Source organism: Chryseobacterium sp. FR054, assembly GCF_056844565.1.
This window is the reverse complement of record NZ_JBXDSA010000003.1, coordinates 497502-517781: the sequence shown is the minus strand read 5'-3', so window position 1 is coordinate 517781 and position 20280 is coordinate 497502. Positions and strand designations below refer to the sequence as shown.

The window sequence follows — 20280 nt, the reverse complement described above, 5'->3', positions numbered from 1 at the left end:
TTTACCATTTTAAGATGTTTTTAGACACAACCTGCCCCGTACTAAGTATAAAGTTTGCGATAAACACTCCAGGGAGCTGATTCTGAAGGTTAAAAGTGGTGGTATTAACCCCCGCTCCGGGAGCAAAACCATAAACCGCTGTTCCTGATGAATTAAATACCTGAATATTATTTATTTTATTTAAGGCAGGCCCATTCCATGTAAGTGTTACATTATAGGAATCTGATGCTTTTGTGGGATTGGGAGATATAATGATACTGTTTTTTATGAGTTCCAGCTCATCCGCAGAAAGCCCGGATGATCCGGTATCCGGCATATTCTCACTGGTGCATCCGCCTCCTGCAATTAAATTACCGGCACTGTCATAAGTAAAACAGGAACTTCCATTGCCTGTGCCTGATTCATTGGGAGTTTGGGAAATTTTTTCAATCGTAACAGGACATGTTTTATCCACTAAAAGATTAACGTTTTCGCTCCAGTCCAAATAGGAATAGTATTGCTGAAAATCATCTCTTACAATATCATCGTAGCTCTGTGTGGCAGGTACGTAATTGGCAGAAAGCGGATTGGGTGCGGCTTCATAGTTGATATGCGGATAAGTATTAGGATTGTATTGTAAAGAATTGATATAATAGAACTGGGAAGGATCCTGATAAATATTTTTTATAAAATTAGGAGCAGGCTCATCAATATACTCCCACATATATCTGCTCTTATTAAGGAAATTGTAGCCATTAAAGGTATATCCTAAGGTTATTTCCTCTCTTTTATTTCTGAGGATAATATCATCCTGTAAGATAATCTGGTTCTCTTTTCCTGCTGTTGTACTAAAATATTCGGTGAAAGGAGTCGTATTGGAAGGTAAGGTACTGTAGGCAATCACCATAAATTCACCTTTCTTAATCACCTTTTCGGGCAGCCAGAACGTTTTCAGAAGATCTTTTATATACCAGTTTTTGAGATTAACATCTTTATCACTGTAATTATATATTTCTATAAACTCTCCCCGGTGATGTTTTTTAGCATCCATAAGTTCAGAGGTGGGAACCCCGTTTATTTTTTTGTTGAAATACAGTTTTTCATTATAGGGTGTATTGTAATATACTTCCGTAATCAACAACTGGGAGTAGAAAAGCTGCCCTGAAAGGAACAGGAGAAAACAAGCAGTTGATTTCATTGTCATAGCTTATTTATTAATTTTTGTAGATTTTGCAGATGTACAGGTTTTCCGGAAGCCCTGTTCTGATTCATCAGGGCTATTGATTTGATGAGGGGATCCGCACTTCCGAAGTATGGCTTAGGATCGAAAACCACATTCAGGATTTTGCTTTTCCCTTCCGTATCACCGTTTTTCGCGTAATATTTTGCTATCAATACGTTCATCCTGTCAATAGAATGGGTATTGGAAGTCCCAAACATATTCCTACACTGCAGCATTATTTTATCTCTGGCCGCATCCGTCTGATTTCTGAGAATATCAAGTTTTATTTTCCGGGTGTTGAGCTCAAATTTCTTATCGGGACTATCCACATCAGCTTCTAAAAACTGAAGCAGCGGGTTGAGCTGTGAGGGTACGGGAGCATTCTGGTCTTCTGCTTTTTTCAAATGAACATCCAGCAATGCAATACCGGACCAAAATGTATTTTTTAAAGCATGGTTCTGGTTTTCAATGCTGATTAAAAGATCAAATCTTTTCTGAAGCTTTGAAAGATCCCGGATATATTTTAGAAAAAGAGGATCCTGTTTATCGATGCTGTTATAATAAGCAACAGCTTTATTAAGAGCTTCCTGGTTATTTTTTTCTTTTCTGTACCTCTGCACAATCAGGCTATGAAGCTCTCTGATATGCTGTTTCCTGTCCGGAGAAGCAGGTTTCGCCAGCAATATATTTAATTTTGTTTCCAGTTCTGAGTTGGAAACATCTTCAAACCTTTTCTTGAAATTTTTATATTGACTTTTCCTGTGAATCTTTAAAGATATATTACTGTTTGGATTCTGTGAATCGGCATTACAGTCCAGCAATCTTTTAATTTTAACAAATTGCTTTTGCAGATTCTTATTATCCGGATGCTTTTGAACAAAAGTCTCATATTTCTGCCTAATGTCATCCAGTAATCTTCCATTGAAATTAATAGCCTTTTTAATTTTTTTATTGCCCAAAGCCGCATTAAAGTATTCCCTGTACAGCCTTTGCTTGATCTCAAGATTATCAGGATTTAGAAGGAGGGCGGATTTGAACATCAATATCACTTCCCATTCCTTTTTTTTCTGGGCAAGCAAAACCTTTCTCAATCCGTCATAAGCCCGGATTTCATTGGGGTACTGTAAAATGATCTGCTGATAAATCTGTTTTGCCTGGCTGCTGTTACCCTGTTTTCTGAGAACTTTCGCATTTTTCAATAATGCATTCACATCAAGAAAACCTGATAAGTTTTTGTTTTCTGACAATAAATAATTAGGGAAAATTACGGAGAGTACTCCTAGAGAGCCTAGTGCAATAAATTTTCTTCTGGTTATCATTGGGTTTTTATTTAAAAAAGGGAAGACAGGATCTCACGGCCTGTATTTTTCTACCACGAAGGTTGTAAATTCAATTGTTTGACTTCCCCTTGATGGCAAATATAATATTTTTTTCATCTTTCACAACACGGTGGGTAATTTTGTTAAAATATTTTTAATTCATATCATAAATCACACATTAACAAACACTTTCATTTAAAAAAATCAGAATAATATTGAATATGTAGATAAAAAATCAGATTGGTAAAAATAAAAGCGGCCCCAAAAGGCCGGCCTTTTCCATATTTCATGAAAGCCAGAAGTTTACAAGTCCAAAAAATGTCCTTGCTTTTTTATTTTCGCCATAGTACATATTTTAAGATAGAAAACAGTAAGTATATCCATTCTTCAGAACTATTACCTGAAGTGTGAATGTGAATTTAAGAAGAAACGGACATGAAGTCAATTACCCTTTTAGGGTATTGCGGCAGGCTGGTAAAAATGCAAAATTTGTAATACTAAATACCTCTGTCATGAAAACTAAAATTTTATTGATGCTGCTCCTATGCGTGTACAGCATATTTTATTCCCAAAAAAACACCATTTATTATGATTTTGAAAGATCCGGCTATTTTGTGAACAACACTGATAATCCGAATCCCGAGCCCAAAGAATTAACACCCATTCCTTCTGAGCTTAAGAATAATACTGAGTATCAGCTGAAAATGGTTAATATTAATCCTTTTTACTATAAAATATCACTGCAGATCAAGCAGCAGGATAAGATCAAAGAAATTTTTGATTTTATCCGAAAGGCAATATCCGGAGATTTTACTCCTGATCATCCAATCACGCAGGGAAGAGAAAAAGATTTAGCCTTTAAAAAACTTTATAATAAGGCAATATTAATAGATGCTTTATTGAAAAACTCCTATTTTTCGAAAGATATAAAGACTGTTATCGGAAATTTCAAAAAAGAAAATACACTGTTGGCGGCTTATCAAAACTCTGATACGCCTTCATCTTACGACTTTACAGACGTTCAAAAACTCAACACTCTTATGAATGATGTTTCCTATTTTGTTTATGAGAAACATTCAACAATGGATTTGGGAAAATTTACAACCGCCGGTACCGATTATACTTTTGAGCTTACCTTTACCCCGCCTGAAGATACTTCAATTAAGAACTCTGAAAAGAAAGATGTGACAACCTTCACATCAAAAAGTAAATTTAAGGCTTACTTCAGTTCCGGGCTGTTCCTTGCCGCTCCCGTCAACAGTAAGTATTATGTATCGGATAAAAATGCAAATAATGCCTATACCATCGGGGAAGAAGACCGGGGCAAAATGTCTTTGGGGGTCATGACTTTAGCTCATCTCCTGTATAGCTTCAAGGATTCAACAACTAAAATAGGCTTTAATGCCGGAGCAGGGATCGATCTGGATACACAGCTCAGGTTTCTGATCGGAGGAACCTTTATGACTAATAATATTACTTTTAATGCAGGCTACAACTGGGCTTTTAAAGAAGTTTTATCTGATAAATTACAGCAGGATAAAGAATATGCAGAGCAGCCTGAGATCTCCTATAAAAAAGTTCTGAAAGGCGGATTCTGGCTTGGAATCAGTTACAGAATATTTTAAATAAAAATAAGCCGGTGCGGGATGTACCGGCTTATCAAGCATAAAAAAACTAACTCAGGATGATCATGATGATCTTTTATTTTTTGATGAACTTATTTTTGTAGATATTTCCTTTGGCATCCGTGGAAATAACGAAATAATTCCCGGGAACCAGCCTGCTAACGTCAATAGCTTCGTTGTACTGATGTCCGTTTTTCTTCAGAACCACTTTTCCGGATACATCGATAACAGAAACTTCAGTATACGTTTTATCTGATTCTTTTCCTATATACAGGAACTGTGCAGCAGGATTCGGATAGATCTTCAGGTGGCTGTCTTTCGTTTTGGTTTCTCCTGTTGCCAGGTTTTCGCAGAACTCAAAATTTCCGAAGTTCAGTTTGACAAATGAAGCCGTTCCTAAAAATTCACACTGATCCGGGCAGTACTCCGTACAGGCATAAAACCCATACTCCCCAGATTGTGTAGCGGTATAGGAATCTCCCGTAACTCCTGCAATCACACATTCGTCTCCTATGGAAGGCGGTGCTATGCCTGGAATACATTTATACCAGGTATGGGTTCCGTATACCACAGGAAATGCATTGCTGAACTGTACAGATGCTCCTGCACAGATGTTGAATTCCCCGTCTCCTATCTGCTCAAAGGTTCCGGGTGTGAATGTGGTGATCATGGAAGGAAGCCCGTATACAAATCCGTCTGCCATTATCGCCGGGCTTTCTGCTGAACAGCTTCCCCGCGTTACAGCCACTTTAAAATAATAAAGCTGATCATCATTTCCATTGATTGTGAGGGTTTGTGAAGTTTCTCCGGGAATAGGCCCCCAGGGATTTGTATTGGGAGACTGCCAGGTCCATTCCTGTCTGTACCACTGATAGGTATCAAATGTCTGGGTAGAAAGGACTTCATTTTCTGTGTTACAGAATAAAATTTTGTCCGGAAATTTCACTCCAAGCCTCGGACTGGTAATGGTAGGGTTACACTGGGCTTTTATATTCAGGGCACTGATGAATAGAAAAGCCAAAAACATAAGTTTTACTTTCATATATAAATCGTTAAGGGTTGATGCATTATAACAGGTCAGTCCAGCAACAGTCTGATCCCGAATTTCACATTGAACTGTAAGGGTTTTTCTTTATAAATGGTGTTAAGTCCGTTATGATCTTTAAAATGGTAACCGATTCCCGGCTCTGCATATATTCCGAATTTATCAATCACTTTCAGCTGAATTCCGGCTGCTGTATTCACTGAGAACTGCATGGGTTTTGAGTTCAGGCGCTCTTCCGTGGTTTCTTTTACTTCGTCATTGACAATATATTTTGTTTTAAGGTTTCCTGCCACCGGTTTTTCGGCAAGCATTCCTCCTGTAATATATCCTGTAAACCGTCCTTTTTTTACCACATTATAGTTCACCTGCACCGGAATACCGATATAATGAATTGTCTGATCTCCTTTTATATAATTGGAACCTGTCCCGGAATGAAGTTCAGACGAAAGCTTGGTATAGCTGATCCCTGTTCCAATGCCCCATCTTTTCCCAAGATTATAATACAGGGAAAGGCCGAAAGTAACCGGAATCTTATGTCTTATCTTTGCTTCTACCTCTTTGCTCTGATTGGCCAGTAAAATCTCAGTAAGCGGATCCTGGTCAATGGTTGTGGCACTCCAAACCTCATCAACAGCCATTGGACTTCCGCTCATAGACGCATATCCAGGGAACTGCTGCACGGAAGAGTTTGAAGAGGCATTTCCTGTCAGCATACTCAGCATCCATGATCCTCCTCTACCTTTCTTCACAGAACCGGGCTTACTCAGGTCCGCATATTTCTCCGGCAGGTCTTTTTCATCCAAAGCAGAGAGTTCTTCCGCTTTTTCTTCTTTCGGGTTGATCGCGTAAGCCTGATCAGGATTTTCTTTGTGCTGTATGATCCCCACTTCCAAAACATTGTTTTTCTCTCCTGATCTTTCAGTATTGACACTGTTCGCAAAAGACTCTTTCAGGATTTTTTCAGCAATACTTTTCCCTGTGATCAGTCCTTTTGCACCTATATTTATTGCCGGAGCCGCCCTGTTGATATCCGCAGCTTCAGAATGTTCTGCTTTTCTTGCGTAATCCTTCATCTGATCTTTCTTTCCGGAATGGGTCATATGTTTAAGACCTGTTGTATCGGCATTCATATCCAGCAGCAGTTTTCCGGTAAAGAATAACAGAACTACGGCTGCTGCAATTCCAGCCATACGGTATAGCCACGTTTTATTCCTCTCCGCAGAAGCCGGTTCTCTTTCAGTGATGTTCTCTGAATCTGAATTCAGATTGACAGGGGGAATTATATTCTCATTATTTTCTGAGAACAACTCATCCCTGATATCTTCCCACAGCCCGTCCGGAACATCCTCTTCATGGTCTTCCATCCTGCTGCGCAGATCATTGAGCCACCGGTTATTCATATTGTGCTTTTTTGGTCATTTTAAATTCTTTAATTTGCCGGACCAGTATTCCTTTGGCCCTGTGAAATTGCGAAGCTGAAGAATTTTCTGCTATTCCCAGAAGCCCGGCAATCTCTTTATGGCTTTTCTTTTCAAATACATACAGGTTAAAAACGGTTCTGTAACCCTTCGGCAGTGCCTGTATCATTTTCATAACCTCTTCCTGTGGAATTTCTTCAAAATCAGGTTCTTCATTATCTTCTAAATCAGGAAAATCAAAGGTCCGGGTTACAGTCTGGAAACCGGCATTATCCCGGATCAGCTTCAGGGCTTCATTTATGACAATCCTTATCATCCAGGCTTTCAGCGATCCTTCTCCACGGTATTCAAATGTTTCTATGGACCGGAACATTTTGATAAAACTGTTCTGCAGAATATCTCTTACATCATCTTTTTCCACAATATATCTGGAGCAGACCCCTGCAAGGCTTCCGGAATAGGTTCCGAAAAGCTCTTTCCAGGCAGCTTCTTCTTTTATCAGAAGGCGGTTAATCAAAATCTGCTCCTTGTTTTTTTTCATGTATGACTAAAGCGTCCGGCTTTTAAATGATACTGCAAAAATAGAATGGATCTTTTAAACATCATCTATCTGTTTACGGTTTCTGTTAATACTTCAGATTATAGGGGAAATTATAATAAATGATATCATATGGATTCAAGTCTATTCCGTCAACGGTAATTTTTTCAGCAGCCAGGCCAAATCTCAGCGACCTGTCCAATCCTGCAAAGTACCCATTCTGTTTAGCGGTTAAGGTAACCATTACATTTTTATCAACTCCATCAACAGGAATTTTTAATTCCAGTTTTTTAGGGTCAAAAGTAAGCTCTATCAGATTTTTATCAGCATACAATACTGAGGAATAATTCAGTTTATAGGTCACTTTTCCCATTGCAACCAGAGCGGCTTCTGCTTTTACAGGATCTTTTACCACTGATTTCACAATTTCTCTTACCGGAAATTCCGTAAAAAGTATGGTGTCCTTTTTCGATTTAAATTCTATTGCTTTTTCTGTTCTGGAAATTCCCTGAACCGTAATCAGCCTTCCCCGGTAGTTCCCGTTAAGATCCTCCAGTTTTACGGGGGGAATCTCTACATCTCCGTCATCAAGACATGAGCTAAAAAGGGTGAAAATTACCCCTACGGCTAAAATAGCCGCAAAAAACTTAAGTACTATTAAATTCTTCATTCCATTATTTTTTTCTGTATTAAACATTCCTTATTTTGAGTACTCATTAGTAAAATCCGGTTTTTGGAAAATCTTGCATGAAACTGTAAAAAAAATCAATAAAAAAAACATAATCAACTGATTATCAAAACATAAAATTTAATTCCAGTTACACTTTATAAAGCTGACGATCCTGTTTTTGCTATACAAGGCTGAATATCTTACCTTATTTTCAAAGCCATTTAAATATTTTCCGTATAGTTTCTACCTAATTTCAGGGAGAACAAAATCCTGATTTTTCTGTATTGCCCGGGCAGCCTATCCTGTGCTACATTTGCCGGATCAACATTCAAAAAGTAGTATTATGAAAATGCAAAGGACAAAACAAATTATTTTCAGTCTTCTCAGTCTGGCCGTTATAGGAAGCATCTCTGCTGCATGCAGTAAAGATGATGACAGCCCTTCTGACGCGAAGGTCAATATGAAAATGACGATTACGGTGAGCGGGGCAGATTCCAACGACCAGGCAGATTTCGGAATAGCAGCAGGAAACCACGATGCCAGCCAGTACGGAGCTCCGGTATGGAAAATAAACGGGGCTGTTCAGGGAAATGAAGATGATATTATCCTGGGAACAGATGATTTCATCGGTTCCACCCAAACCTATGTTCTTGAAACCGTGAAACCTTTTAATTTCGGGAATTTAAGTGCCCATGTTACCAATCATGACGGAGGTCCTATTGCAGTAAGGTATAAAGCTGAGATCGGCGGAAGTGTGGAAACTGATTTAACAGTGACCGTAGCAGCCGGACAGACCCATAATAAGAATTATACCTACGTGGCAAAATAAGCTTTGCTTCTGAACTAAATCAATATCAAATATTTTTGGACTATTAAAGACCGGAGGCTTAAGGCTGCCGGTCTTTTTTTCATTCATCTTCCTTGAAATTTTCTCTAACTTAAAGCTAGAAAAAAGAAAACCGGCATGGAAATCATGCCGGTTGATTTAAAAGTTTTGAATATTTTCAAAAGCAGTAAAAATTACTGCAGTTCTTCCGGGACTTTGTATAACCCATTTTTAGTGATAATCTCCAATAGCTTATTGGTCTTCCTATCAACTGTTATGGCCGCCCCAGTTCCAAGAACAGGAGGGTTAAAGTTAAAATAGACGGAATACTGAAATTCATGTTCCGGATTCATTTCCAGGATCATAGGATTTATATCTCTATATACTCCAATACTGTTATAATCACCTAATAAGCCTAAAGTTTTTAAAGCCTTAGTCGCTTTTTCTATTATTTCCTGATCTGTCATACTAAATAAGATCTTTTTTTATTTTGTAGTATTTTCTATTTTGTGGTTAAAAAAATTTCCCACAGATCGCTTAGATTGCACAAATTTATGGATATTTTATTCGCTCGCTGATCTTGCAGATGACGCAGATTTTCTATTCAGCGTTAATAAAAATGGTTAAAGTTTAAGAGTCTTTTTGCGCCTTTTGATTTCAACTATATTATTATCTCCCGGGTGATACCGGAAATTAATTAAAAAAGAAAACCGCTCCCTTTGAAGCGGTTGATGCTGATATTTAATTTTCTTTTTTACCCGATAATACTTTCCTTCTTCATTTTTAGCGATTTTAATTTTCTGATAATTAAAATTCTGATAATATAAGGGTTCTCCCGCTTCATCAGAAATGATTAAAAAACCGATATTCTCGGACAAAGAATTAATTGAAATAATCCGTCCTGAAATTACCTTATCTTCGAATAATCTGTACAATACCATTATCTGAATTTCTGTTTCCGGAGCCGTTTTCTCCTAAAAATATCTTTTTCCATTTCGCCACAGAGTTGCGGCTGAGGCTGAAATGTCTGGCCAGCTCACTGTTATTCATTCCGTTTTCTTTCTGATACTTCAGGATCTCCATTATGGTCTGCTTATCGTATGAACGGTGTTTTTGGGTACTGATAAGTTTATTATGCGTCACTTCTTTAGTGAAAATCAGATTATTCAGTTTGATAATATCCATTGCAGACAGTTCTTTTTTGGCAAGGATAGATCTGCATTTTGCTTCTTTATCCGGGAATTTTCTGATGATGATATCATTGTAGATTTTCCGGTAATTTGGTTTTATATATTTTTCCATATACTTTCTTAATGCTTTTATGCTGTAATTTTCCGTTCCGGAAAATAAGGAAGAGAACGGTTTTCATTCCCCACCATGTTTTTTTTATTTCATAATACCAGATATCATCCGGAAAAAAATTGAAGCCGTGGCCAAGTTCTTCAGCAACTTCTTTTTTAGAGAAGCCCAAAAGAAAGTCTTTTTCATACAGTCGCTTATCTGGCGTCATACAATCTTGATTTTTGATTGGATTATTTTACAGATCAATTCTGAAATGGCAGTCATAGATGATCCCTCTGCAGGTAGAAATATGCAACCGTTTTTTTAAAATGCCGAAACAATAGCGTTTTAGTTCAAAAGCATACCTTGAACTGTACATTCTTACTGTTCTCTGCCCTACAAGTTCCTCTGCTTCTTCTATTGTTTTTCCAATCAGGATCATTTCAGTGAGTATCATATTTAAGCTGTATTTAAAATTAACTGGCCGCTTTACTGCTGTATTTATCCATCCATTTATACAGCGTGGTCTTAGGGATTCTGTATTCTTCTATCACCTGATGTCTTGTTTTTTCTCCGGTCAGGATCAGTTCCATAATAAAGTCTATGATCTCTTTTGTATAAATATTTTTCCGGAACTGCGGAAGGTCAGTTTTTTTCTTTTCTGCAAGCCGGCTCAGATTGGCATTAGCAGGTGGTGAATAAAGTATCAGATGCTGGGAATATACCCTGAAGAAGTCATATTCCAGCAGTTTACTCCACTTCAGCATCAGATCAGAGGGCATATCCTGCTGCTGGTACATGATTTTCAACTCATCTTCTGTACATTTCAAAAACCTGCATATTCTGAATGTATCAATTTCACATTCTGCTACTCTCTTTTTTACCAGTTTTCCAACATGGATATTTTTAAAATCAGTGTTCATTATTATTTATCTTTTTTATAGTTTCCAGGGAGTCTGTAAGATCTTTCATTTGCCTGTCATTAAAACCGGCTATCTGAAGTTTCACTTTAAATCCTTTTCTCTTATCCGTATCCAATACGATAACCAGGGTGCAAACCATCTGTTTTTCTTCAAGGGTGAAATCTCTGAGATACTGTCTCGGAAATTCAGCGAAAGGCGATATCTTTTTCCGTTGGTAAAAAGGATGAAACTTTTTAATGGTTATGCATTCTCCTGAAAATTCATATTCAATACATTTAATCTTTAAAGACATTCTCAGCAAGGCTGCTCCTGCTATAAAAAGGATAACCTTGACAGCTGTATTCCAATTTGTGCAGGCCAGGGCGAAAAAAATAACAAAGATCACGGCTGTTAAAACCTTCATGACCGTCTGCATTGTATGAAAATTATTAATTTTTGTCATTTCTGAAATTTGTAAAAGCAGCAGAAGAGGACTATTTCTACCCCTCATTCTGCGGCTCAAAACTAAACTGATGATTTCTTTATTTCCAGTAGCTCCAGTTGGCTCCATCATATACTGCCAGCATATCAGAAGCGGGGTCATATACCATAGTTCCTGCCACGGAGCTTTTCATGGTCAGATGCGGATTGGCCACAACAGGTAAAATCATTGCCTTTGTTGTAGATTCCAATACCAAAGTTCCCGGCTTACTTGTTGTTGCAGCTCCGATAATCACTCCTGCTGTTGCGGAAGCGTCTGTTCCTGTATTGGAAAGAGCATGAAGGACACCCTGCCCCTGATCGGTAAGTGAAGTCCAGCCTCCGGCATTGTTATTATTTTTCTCTTCCCATACTTCCACAGCTTTATCCGCTGTATTAAAAATAAATGTTCCTCCTGCTGCTCCTGAAGCCGAGGCCACTGAAGGCAGTATAATTCCTTTATTTCCGGGACCAAATTCTACAAGTGCACTCTGATTCGTTACATTGTCTTTACCAAATGCTACCTGAGCCTTTACACTGCTCATTAAAGAAGCAGAGAACAGGGCTATTGATGTAATTATTATATTTTTCATTTCTAATTTCATTTTTTAATTATTAAAAAGCTGCCAGGATATTGTTTTCCGCTATCCCGGCAATCTTTAAAAACTCAATCACCTGTTATTATTCGTTACAGCCTCTTTTGATACAGTTCCATCCGGTACGGGAAGTATCTACTCCCGGAGCGGTTCCCCTGTAAAGCTGAACGCATTTTAAATCTGTATTGTAAATCACCATTCCTTCTACGGCAACCAAAGCATCTCTCTGAGCCGTTGTCATATGAGTAATTACCAGACCTTTTCCGGCACTATCCAGAACAAGCTGTCCGTTCGGAACATTTTTAGGCCAGTTGGCAGCAGTAATTGACGGTTTGGTAAGGATTCCGATCTGTGCATAGCTGTCCGGTGTACCTGTTGCCCCCGGTTTGATGCAGTGGCAAGGCACTATTTTCTTACCGGATCCGTAACCGGTCATATAAGTTGGACCTACCACTACCTGTGTTGCCGTAACGATATTGGCAGCGGCTACGTTCCAGGTTATCGTATTAAAAACTGCTCCGTTATATAGCTCCAAAGGAAATAAAGGACCTCCTGAAGTTTTACTTCCAAACAGTGTTACCGCTCCTGTTGCACTGATGCTAACTCTAACTGAAGGGGCTGAAGGTGTTCCTATGATCTGCCAGATTTCAGGTACTCCGCCTGATCCGTAAACAGATCCGTCTGCAAAACGTATATTCGGAACTCCCGTAGAAAACTGAATTTCCTGTGTGGCAAGCTGAGTTCCGTTAATGTTAAGATTAAAAGAATTATCAAGCGTATAAATATCGAATACAAATCCGAAATCAGTTGCCGGCTGGGAGAAGGTCACAGGCTCGCCATCTGCTGTGCTGAATGCATTCCCCAGAACATCTTCGGTACAGATAGGTGTCGGAGAGAACATTACATTGCTGTTATCCAACAAGTTATTACAACTACCTCCCAAACCGTTATTGGCACATTCATATTCTGCATTGGTAGGCGGAACTGCCGGGTTAGGGTTGGTAGCATCCGGGTCAGTGACATCATTCGGACGGAGGATCCCTGTTTTTACTGTTAAGTTTCCTGGTGTTGCAGAAGCTGTAACGGTTACTGTAAATTTATACGTAATCTCACATCCGTTAGGTAAATTCAGTGAGGATGAATAGGTACGGGTAGCCGGGTTATAAGTCATAGCCACTGATTCACTTCCACATCCGTTGGCTGTAAAGACAAAAGACTGCGGATCAAGACCAGGCGGAATCGTAAAGGTAAACGGAGCTCCCGTAACACCGCTTGGACCATCATTCTTCACTTTTACCGTATAGGTAAGCTGTTCTCCTGCTGAAACCGCAGATTTATCAGGTATTACCTGAGATACTTTTAAGTCTGCAATTTTTACTTCTACAGTCGTAGCAATTGTAGATGCATTTCCTTTAATGAATGTCCATGTATCAATTGACCTTACATCACCGAACAGCCCGGAGGTTCCTGTTCCTCCTACTCCCCAGATATGTCCGTTGCTGGCACTGCTGATTCCGGCACTGTTTACCGGAGGCAGATGGGTATTGTTTTTAGGGTTGGAAGAAGTTCCGGTGCTTCCGTTAGGAATATCGGTATCGTTCCAGTAAACAAGATCTGAAACCACATTATTCAGATTGGTATGATCCAGAAGCTGGATAATTGTTCCGTTCCTGTTGTACTCCATATCCATGAAAGGGAAATGGACTTCGGCTCCCTGAAGCTGTACGGTTACTTCTGCAGGTATTGAACCAGTTGGCAGTGAATTTCCGGCACCGTCTTTTCCATCCCAGAAAATAGAATTGACTCCTGTTACAGACGGACCGGTAAGGGTGCGGGCTACAAAAGCAGCCGGTGTTGCTGTACTTTGAATGACAATTTTGTACTGTCCGGGAGTTCCTGCGCTAAATTTAATATATCCTCCTTTTCCGCTGACCTGTGCAGGGGTTCCATCAACTCCTACCAGCTGAAGTCCTGTTACATCAGGAACAATCACTGCGCTTTTAAGCCAGGTAGATCCTCCCGGAACAGCTCCGGACGATGTTTCCGGTAAATCTGTCGCAGGAAGGCTGTAAAACAGCTTATGGGTGATATGCCTGGAAGTATCCGCTGAATTCGGGTTGTGGGCTTTTCCTGTTAAAAAGGCAGCCGTTGACTGGTCAAGACTTTTATAAAGAGGATTTTGTGTTGTGGAATCTATAAACCCGTTGTTATTCGCATAAAAAGTGAAATAAAGTCCATTATTCCCGTTATTATTTACCCTATAAGTATATCCGTCTTTTGTAAGTACGTATACCAGTCCGTAAAACCCGTCAGTATTTGCAGAAGAAGTTCCGTTGGAAAGATTCAGGATGTTCGCATATACACGTCCCTGCACAAATCCTGTATTGGCTGTATTGATAACCGATACATCCCATGCTGCAATTCCCGCATTGGTACTGCTTTGTGTCCAGTTGCTGTCTGCACTTACTGTTGTTGAAGGATCCGATGTTGCACGTGCTACAAATTCAACGCGGTAAATACCTTCCTGCGTTACAGAATGATAAATGGGGGTATATCTGCTTCCTCCTGTCTGGCCTGAAAGCTGCGGTCCTGCAAGTTCTGCACTTCTGCTGGAAATCTGTCCGCCGGTAGTATTGTTAACAACCTGTGTTCCGTCCGGTGCAAACAGACGTATTCTTCCGGTTCCTCCGTTCTGTGCGCTTGAAGCCAGAGTAATGATTTCTCCCGGTGTGGCATATACATAATGTGTTCCTTCATTCGCAAAAGGCCAGCTGTCTGTGGTTGTGGTACTTGATCTCAAAAATGCCCGCAGACCGGTAGCTCCGGACGGATACAGATTCCTGGATCCATCAGCAAAAAGCAATCCGCTGCACAACAGGCATGCAAAAATTATGACAGTTCTAAACTGTAGATAATACTTTATATTATTTTTCATTAATTCAATCGTTTATTATTTGTTCATTTTTCGGATTCAGGCATAAACTAACCTGTGCTTCTTTAAAAGAAACATGAAAATTTTAATTAAACCGTTAAAAATCAGACAGTAAACGGAGGCGGTCTTATCGCATGGGATTGAGAAAAGTGATGTTCCGGAAACAGATTATCCAATCTACCGGAAACGATGCCGGATCTGTATAAATAATGACGGACGTACAGGGCATCCACAGATCTGTGAAATGCTGATTTTATCTGGACTTCTCCCGTTGAAGCAACAAAAAAGAGATCTTTTCGTCCCGGAACAAACAGTTCATTTCCTGAAGAGGAATTTTTGGAATATAAAATAGCTGTGGCTCCGGCCGTCTCTTTGAACTCCCGGTTTTTCCCTGAAGGTTTTACGGTTTTCGGCCTTTTGCTCTGCCTGCCCTTTATTCTTTTATTTTCTTTGGAAATAAGGACCTGCTTTATTTTTATATCGGGATCTCCGATAAAGACAGTTGTACCTTTGGTTACATATATTACATTCTTTCCTGAACCCTCTATCGGTTCATCATAAGAATAAGATGATGCATGGAATTTTGAAGAAGCACTGATCAGAATAAGAATGCACAGTATAATCTGCCTTCTTAAAGAAAGTATACCGGACAGCACATCTGTTTGTGTTTTTATATTCATTATTCCTGTGTCAGAATATTTTTTCAGCTGCAGATATTAAGCAGCTTATGAGATTTGATCGGTACAATGATCAGATAAGTCTCCTCTGACAGGGACAAAGATAAAGCACTAAAAACCGCTTTAAAAGGCATTCTGTTACCATTTTCCTCAAAATGATAAAGTTCCCAGGCTGTTATTTTACCTTTTCTTCTTCAAGATGCTTTATAAACAGAGAAGGAGACATAGTGGTTACTTTCTTGAAGATCGTGGCAAATTTATTCTGAGAAGAAAAACCGGCCTCCTCAGCAAGAACTGCAATTTTATACTTCCTGTATTTAGGGTTGACTTTCAGTTTCTTGATTACATAATACACCCTGAGTTCATTGATATAATTATTAAAATCTTTCTTCTTATGAGTATTGATAATAAATGACAGATATTTTGTATTGGTTTCAAAAAGAGAAGCCAGATAAGGAAGCGAAATATTATTATTGGTAAAAATATCAGATCTTTCAAACTCGTATAGTTTGATCAGTATTTTTCTTTCCGTGGCAGTGGTCATCGTTACAGAATATTCCTGGTCAGTTTTTCTTTCATGGTCATCCTGGTCTTTTGGAAAAGGCTCTGTTTCTTTAACGGAAACATTTTCAGCACTTCTTTCTTTATTGATCTGTTCAAGGATTTCATTGAACCGTTGCAGGTTTTTCTTATGTTTTATTCTCGTATACAGCATAAATCCGGTAATAATCAGAACGAGCAGCACCGTTCCGGCAATAATGATGATATCTTTTCTGAAGCTGCCTTCAGATATTTTATTATTCTGTTCATAAAGCTGCGTATAAGATTCGTTGATAAAAGCATTGCTTTTTTCAGTGATCTTTTTATTTACAAAATCTTTCTTTACTGTAATTTTCGTCAGATTTCTCAGATCATCCGTTTTAAGATAATAGTCCTGAGCGGTTTTGTACACTGCATTTTTCAGCTGAAGGAAGCCTGAAGATTCTGAAATTTTTTCAGCGAGATCCAGATATTTTCTGGCATTTTTCAGATCTCCTTTCTCCATACATACCTGAGCAAGACCATTATAAACCAACCCGGTAATATGGCTTTCCGGAAATTCTTTGCACAGCTCCAATGCTTTATGGTAATGAATAAGGGCTTCATCCATCTCATTCATATAATAATAGTTAAGCCCGAGAAGCTGCTCATTGTTTGCTGAAAAAAAATCTGTTTTCTGGCCGGATCTATTGAAATAGTTCTGAGCTTTAAGAATATATTGATTTGATTTCCGGAACTGTTCGCGTTCCTGTTCATAGTAAGCAAGCTCCTGCATCACCATTCCCCGCGTCATATCAGCCACTTTCTTATTTTCTATCCTATCACAGATATTGAAGGTTTTCAGAGAATATTTTTTAGACTGACCGTACAGGCTCAGTAAACGGTATTGTGTTGCTAAAAAGCCTGAAACTTTGGCTTTCCAGAGATTATCTTCCGTATCTTCAAGCAGAACTTCAGTTTTATGGGCATAACTGATTGATTTTTTAAGATCTCCCGACTGCTGATATAGCGAAGCCAGAAGCATCAGACTTTTAACCTTAAAATAAGGAGATGAAGATATACTGTACAGTGAATCAGCTGTTTTTACAGCCTGATTAAAGTTTTTCTGTGAGGTCTCAAGATAGGTTTTAGTATAAATGGTATTATACTTCAGGGTATCCTGGGCATTTACAGCTATACACAGCAGTAAAACAAAAGGTAGAAATAATTTATTCATCCAAGTGTACTAATAGTCGGAAAATGACAGTTAAAAACATCAATCTCATTTATTCCAAAAACATAATGAATCCGGAATAAAACATTAATCATTTTCGGAAATGAAAAATTTTAAACAAATAGGGTTGAAGAGGCAGAAGTGCCTGAGTTTATATGCATACCTGCTCATTAAACAGGTACGATAACAGCCGATGCGTCTTGTTTCATAATTTTTTTCTGGTTATAAGGTTGTGTTTATATTTTTATTTCTACTCCTGATAATTGGAGTTATTCAAATTTAAATTCATGTTTTTTTTCTTTAAAACCCTCTGTTCAAAGAAACTAGCTGTATTTTTTATTTTTATTTCCGGTAAATTTTCTGATAATACAAAATTATATTTTCATACTTCCGGCATCCTAATATAAAGACGCATAAAAATGATAAAAAAGCGAACATCCTTCGTACCAGATCCCCGCTTTACAAAAGCAAAGAGTAACCCCGATCCGGGACCTCTTTGCTATTTTTTTTCAATTCATTGTTTTTTAGAATCGCAGCTCTTTATAAACTTGCAGTGCAAAAGTAGAGTTCTCTTCCTTACAATTAAACTGTAATATTTACCAAATTAAGGAACAAACAATTAAAAACATCAATACAAACAAATGATTAACAGCAAATTATAAACATTCCCAAATTCACGATAATAATAAACACTTCAGCTGATAAATCTTTAAACAGAACTCAGATTTTCTCTGAACTGGCTGGGGGTAAGACCTGTATTCGATTTAAAAAACTTGGTAAAATTAGTCACTTCATTAAATCCTAACCCGTAAGCCACTTCACTTATATTATATTCCTTACAGGCCAGATTCCTTTTAATTTCCAGAATCATTCTCTCAGCCATCCATTTTTTAGGAGTACTTTTTTCTATTTCAACAAAAGCCTTTTCCAAAGTTCTTATACTCACATTCAGGTGGTCTGTAATGTCCTGTATCGTATACTGTCTGTTCAGTTTCTGACTGACAAAAGACTTGAACTTTGAAACCAGGAGTTTATAGGGATGGGTATCCAGAATATCATCCTGTGGCTTATACATCTGATCTGCAATAAGCAGAATATTAAACAGGTAGTTATTCAGTATAGAAGTCTGCAGTTCACTGTAAGGTCTCGAAAGCTCTTCACTGATGAAATTAAAAAGACACAGCAGCTCATCAAATCGGTTTTCCACACAAACATAAGGCAGCTTCAAAGGATCGTTAAAAAGGTTGGTGAGCCCAAAAAACTGGGTCTGTATATTATTTCTGCAGAGAAAATCTTCTGTAAAAATAAGCACTCTGCCTTTATAGGAAACAGGATCATGAAACTGGGCAATCTGATTCCGGGACAGAAACAGCATATGCTTTTCCTTCACATCAATGCAGTTGAAGTCAACTGAATGCTTCCCTTCCCCCTCACAATAAAAATTAACCGCATAAAACGATACTTTATGGGGCTTCAGGAGTTGCTCAGGTCTGAGCATAAGCAAATCCGAAATCTCTTTCGTATTAATGCACTGCCGGTTATTTTCTGCGTGTAAAAAAGGTTCTATTAAAAATTCTTTCATCCCTGTGGTCATCTTATGTTTAGAATTTTCTATACATAAATCGCTATAAATATAATATTTTTTCTAAAATAACACGTATTTAATTAATATTATAAACCATAATGATTTATGAAAGCATCCTATTACAACCAATTAAAAAACATGAAATAACTTCATAGTATCCAACAAAAAAACCATATTTATAAAAAATATGGTTTAATAAACACAATTGATGAAAAAAAAATATTTCTATAAACTTAGGCCGCAGGCTGCGGTAAGATGCAAGAAATAAAAAATCAGAAACATAGAATGGACTGTGAATTCTATGAAATCTAAAAATTGGTCAAAGATAATTCTTTACCCCACCATGATGTTGATAGAAACCCGCAATAAAATGGTAAAAAAACGAAAAAGAGAACAGACCATTCTGTTTTTTTAATGAAATTCAATTTCATTTATTTTTGGAATACATTCTAATCCCCCATAGAAAGTTATCTACCATAATTTCCTGCCCTGCTCTTTCCGCACAGCCATTTCACACAACTTTCTTAGTCTGAAATCAGGTTATTTTAATACATTTGTTATAAAACATATTTCACATGAATTTTGAGCAGATCCATTTACACCTTGAGGCCTATAAAGAACATGACCAGATTCTGGATGCTGCCAAATATCTCATCCACTCTTTTAATCTGGAACATGAAAACTTTGCCGGATTCGGATTCAGGCAGGAACTTTCGCCAACTTCAATGCTTCTTACCGCAGAAGGAGAGCTGGGAGGACCACAAACCGTAATGATTCCCCGGAATCTGTTTGATTTTGAGCTGAATCTTGTCCTGAATATGATTGCCCATGAAATGCTCCACGTTCGCCAGAAAGCCCCCGGACAGGTAATAGAAGACCGGAATGAAAGAGAATTTCAGGCTTATTATGAAATGCTTTTTCATCAAGTTTTCCCACAGATTCCGGATGTCTCGGATTTTCATAAAAAATTCTTCGGAGGAAAAGTTCTGGAATATTATAAAAGAATGGGTGAAGGCTCAGAACTCCAACAGAAATACGCAGAACAGAAAACAGAAGTTGAACATTTAATAAACACTCTACCATGAACATAAAACCAGACATCACCTGGGCAGATTTTGAAAAAATAGACATCCGTTGCGGAACCATACTTTCAGTGAACGATTTTGAAAAAGCAAGAAACCCTTCCTACCAACTGGAAATAGATTTCGGAGATTTGGGAATCAGAAAATCATCCGCACAGATTACATCCCTGTACCAAAAGGATGAATTGATAGGAAAGCAGATTTTAGCCGTTGTAAATTTCCCTAAAAAACAGATTGCCAACTTTTTCAGTGAATGTCTTGTCCTGGGATTATATGGGGAAGATAAAAAAGACGTTACCCTTTTAAGCCCCTCCCTGCCTACAAAAAACGGGATGCAGGTAGGATAGATG

General features: G+C 38.2%; 21 protein-coding genes. 4 read left to right on the top strand and 17 right to left on the bottom strand.

The annotated features are described in order from the left end of the window. Position 1: 1 nt before the first annotated feature. Both AC106S_RS15280 and AC106S_RS15275 read right to left on the bottom strand, forming a co-directional pair. Positions 2–1177, bottom strand: a complete 1176-nt coding sequence (locus tag AC106S_RS15280; protein WP_482440318.1) for a lamin tail domain-containing protein — start codon at positions 1175–1177, stop codon at positions 2–4. Between the two features lie 2 nt (positions 1178–1179). Then, positions 1180–2520, bottom strand: coding sequence for a tetratricopeptide repeat protein (locus AC106S_RS15275; RefSeq protein ID WP_482440316.1), 1341 nt, complete (start codon positions 2518–2520; stop codon positions 1180–1182). Between the two features lie 512 nt (positions 2521–3032). Between AC106S_RS15275 and AC106S_RS15270 the strand changes: the two genes are divergently transcribed. Further along, on the top strand, positions 3033–4145 hold the full coding sequence (locus AC106S_RS15270; protein WP_482440314.1) for a hypothetical protein: 1113 nt from the start codon (positions 3033–3035) through the stop codon (positions 4143–4145). A 76-nt stretch (positions 4146–4221) separates the two neighbouring features. On the opposite strand, the gene AC106S_RS15265 is transcribed toward AC106S_RS15270, so the two are convergent. The 4 genes from AC106S_RS15265 to AC106S_RS15250 all read right to left on the bottom strand — a co-directional run bounded on the left by AC106S_RS15265 (position 4222) and on the right by AC106S_RS15250 (position 7816). After that, complete coding sequence (locus AC106S_RS15265) at positions 4222–5187, bottom strand: T9SS type A sorting domain-containing protein (protein ID WP_482440313.1); 966 nt, start codon at positions 5185–5187, stop codon at positions 4222–4224. 35 nt (positions 5188–5222) lie between these two features. Further along, positions 5223–6590 carry a porin family protein gene (locus AC106S_RS15260; protein ID WP_482440312.1) on the bottom strand — a complete coding sequence of 456 codons (1368 nt, stop codon included), beginning with the start codon at positions 6588–6590 and terminating at the stop codon, positions 5223–5225. Then, positions 6583–7149 carry an RNA polymerase sigma factor gene (locus AC106S_RS15255; protein WP_482440310.1) on the bottom strand — a complete coding sequence of 189 codons (567 nt, stop codon included), beginning with the start codon at positions 7147–7149 and terminating at the stop codon, positions 6583–6585. The genes AC106S_RS15260 and AC106S_RS15255 overlap by 8 nt, the downstream gene beginning before the upstream one ends. A gap of 85 nt (positions 7150–7234) precedes the next feature. After that, entirely contained in the window at positions 7235–7816 is a 582-nt protein-coding gene (locus AC106S_RS15250) for a DUF4840 domain-containing protein (protein WP_482440309.1), read from the bottom strand. A 343-nt stretch (positions 7817–8159) separates the two neighbouring features. Between AC106S_RS15250 and AC106S_RS15245 the strand changes: the two genes are divergently transcribed. After that, positions 8160–8645, top strand: a complete 486-nt coding sequence (locus tag AC106S_RS15245; RefSeq protein WP_482440307.1) for a hypothetical protein — start codon at positions 8160–8162, stop codon at positions 8643–8645. A 191-nt stretch (positions 8646–8836) separates the two neighbouring features. Here the strand turns inward: AC106S_RS15245 and AC106S_RS15240 are convergent, their stop codons facing one another. The 11 genes from AC106S_RS15240 to AC106S_RS15190 form a co-directional block, all read right to left on the bottom strand. Continuing rightward, positions 8837–9109, bottom strand: coding sequence for a hypothetical protein (locus AC106S_RS15240; RefSeq protein WP_482440305.1), 273 nt, complete (start codon positions 9107–9109; stop codon positions 8837–8839). A 445-nt stretch (positions 9110–9554) separates the two neighbouring features. Continuing rightward, the gene (locus AC106S_RS15235; protein ID WP_482440303.1) at positions 9555–9944 is read right to left on the bottom strand and encodes a transposase; all 390 of its coding nucleotides are present in this window, start codon (positions 9942–9944) and stop codon (positions 9555–9557) included. After that, positions 9901–10152, bottom strand: a complete 252-nt coding sequence (locus AC106S_RS15230) for a hypothetical protein (RefSeq protein ID WP_482440302.1) — start codon at positions 10150–10152, stop codon at positions 9901–9903. The genes AC106S_RS15235 and AC106S_RS15230 overlap by 44 nt, the downstream gene beginning before the upstream one ends. Before the next feature lie 27 nt (positions 10153–10179). Then, positions 10180–10380, bottom strand: a complete 201-nt coding sequence (locus AC106S_RS15225) for a hypothetical protein (protein WP_482440300.1) — start codon at positions 10378–10380, stop codon at positions 10180–10182. A 19-nt stretch (positions 10381–10399) separates the two neighbouring features. After that, positions 10400–10846 carry a transposase gene (locus AC106S_RS15220; protein WP_482440298.1) on the bottom strand — a complete coding sequence of 149 codons (447 nt, stop codon included), beginning with the start codon at positions 10844–10846 and terminating at the stop codon, positions 10400–10402. Next, positions 10836–11288, bottom strand: coding sequence for a hypothetical protein (locus AC106S_RS15215; RefSeq protein WP_482440296.1), 453 nt, complete (start codon positions 11286–11288; stop codon positions 10836–10838). Before AC106S_RS15215 ends, AC106S_RS15220 begins: the two co-directional genes overlap by 11 nt. Positions 11289–11367: 79 nt before the next feature. After that, positions 11368–11898, bottom strand: coding sequence for a hypothetical protein (locus tag AC106S_RS15210; RefSeq protein WP_482440294.1), 531 nt, complete (start codon positions 11896–11898; stop codon positions 11368–11370). A gap of 88 nt (positions 11899–11986) precedes the next feature. Next, positions 11987–14836, bottom strand: coding sequence for a hypothetical protein (locus AC106S_RS15205; RefSeq protein ID WP_482440290.1), 2850 nt, complete (start codon positions 14834–14836; stop codon positions 11987–11989). A gap of 101 nt (positions 14837–14937) precedes the next feature. After that, a complete protein-coding gene (locus tag AC106S_RS15200; RefSeq protein WP_482440288.1) occupies positions 14938–15513 on the bottom strand; it encodes a hypothetical protein in 576 nt (191 codons plus the stop codon). A gap of 172 nt (positions 15514–15685) precedes the next feature. Further along, complete coding sequence (locus AC106S_RS15195) at positions 15686–17266, bottom strand: tetratricopeptide repeat protein (protein WP_482440287.1); 1581 nt, start codon at positions 17264–17266, stop codon at positions 15686–15688. Between the two features lie 706 nt (positions 17267–17972). Then, positions 17973–18845 carry a helix-turn-helix domain-containing protein gene (locus AC106S_RS15190; protein WP_482440285.1) on the bottom strand — a complete coding sequence of 291 codons (873 nt, stop codon included), beginning with the start codon at positions 18843–18845 and terminating at the stop codon, positions 17973–17975. A gap of 578 nt (positions 18846–19423) precedes the next feature. Here AC106S_RS15190 and AC106S_RS15185 point away from each other — a divergent pair. Together AC106S_RS15185 and AC106S_RS15180 are read left to right on the top strand one after the other, a co-directional pair. Then, positions 19424–19933, top strand: coding sequence for a hypothetical protein (locus AC106S_RS15185; RefSeq protein WP_482440284.1), 510 nt, complete (start codon positions 19424–19426; stop codon positions 19931–19933). Beyond that, the gene (locus AC106S_RS15180) at positions 19930–20277 is read left to right on the top strand and encodes a tRNA-binding protein (protein WP_482440282.1); all 348 of its coding nucleotides are present in this window, start codon (positions 19930–19932) and stop codon (positions 20275–20277) included. Before AC106S_RS15185 ends, AC106S_RS15180 begins: the two co-directional genes overlap by 4 nt. The last annotated feature ends 3 nt before the right edge of the window (positions 20278–20280 follow it).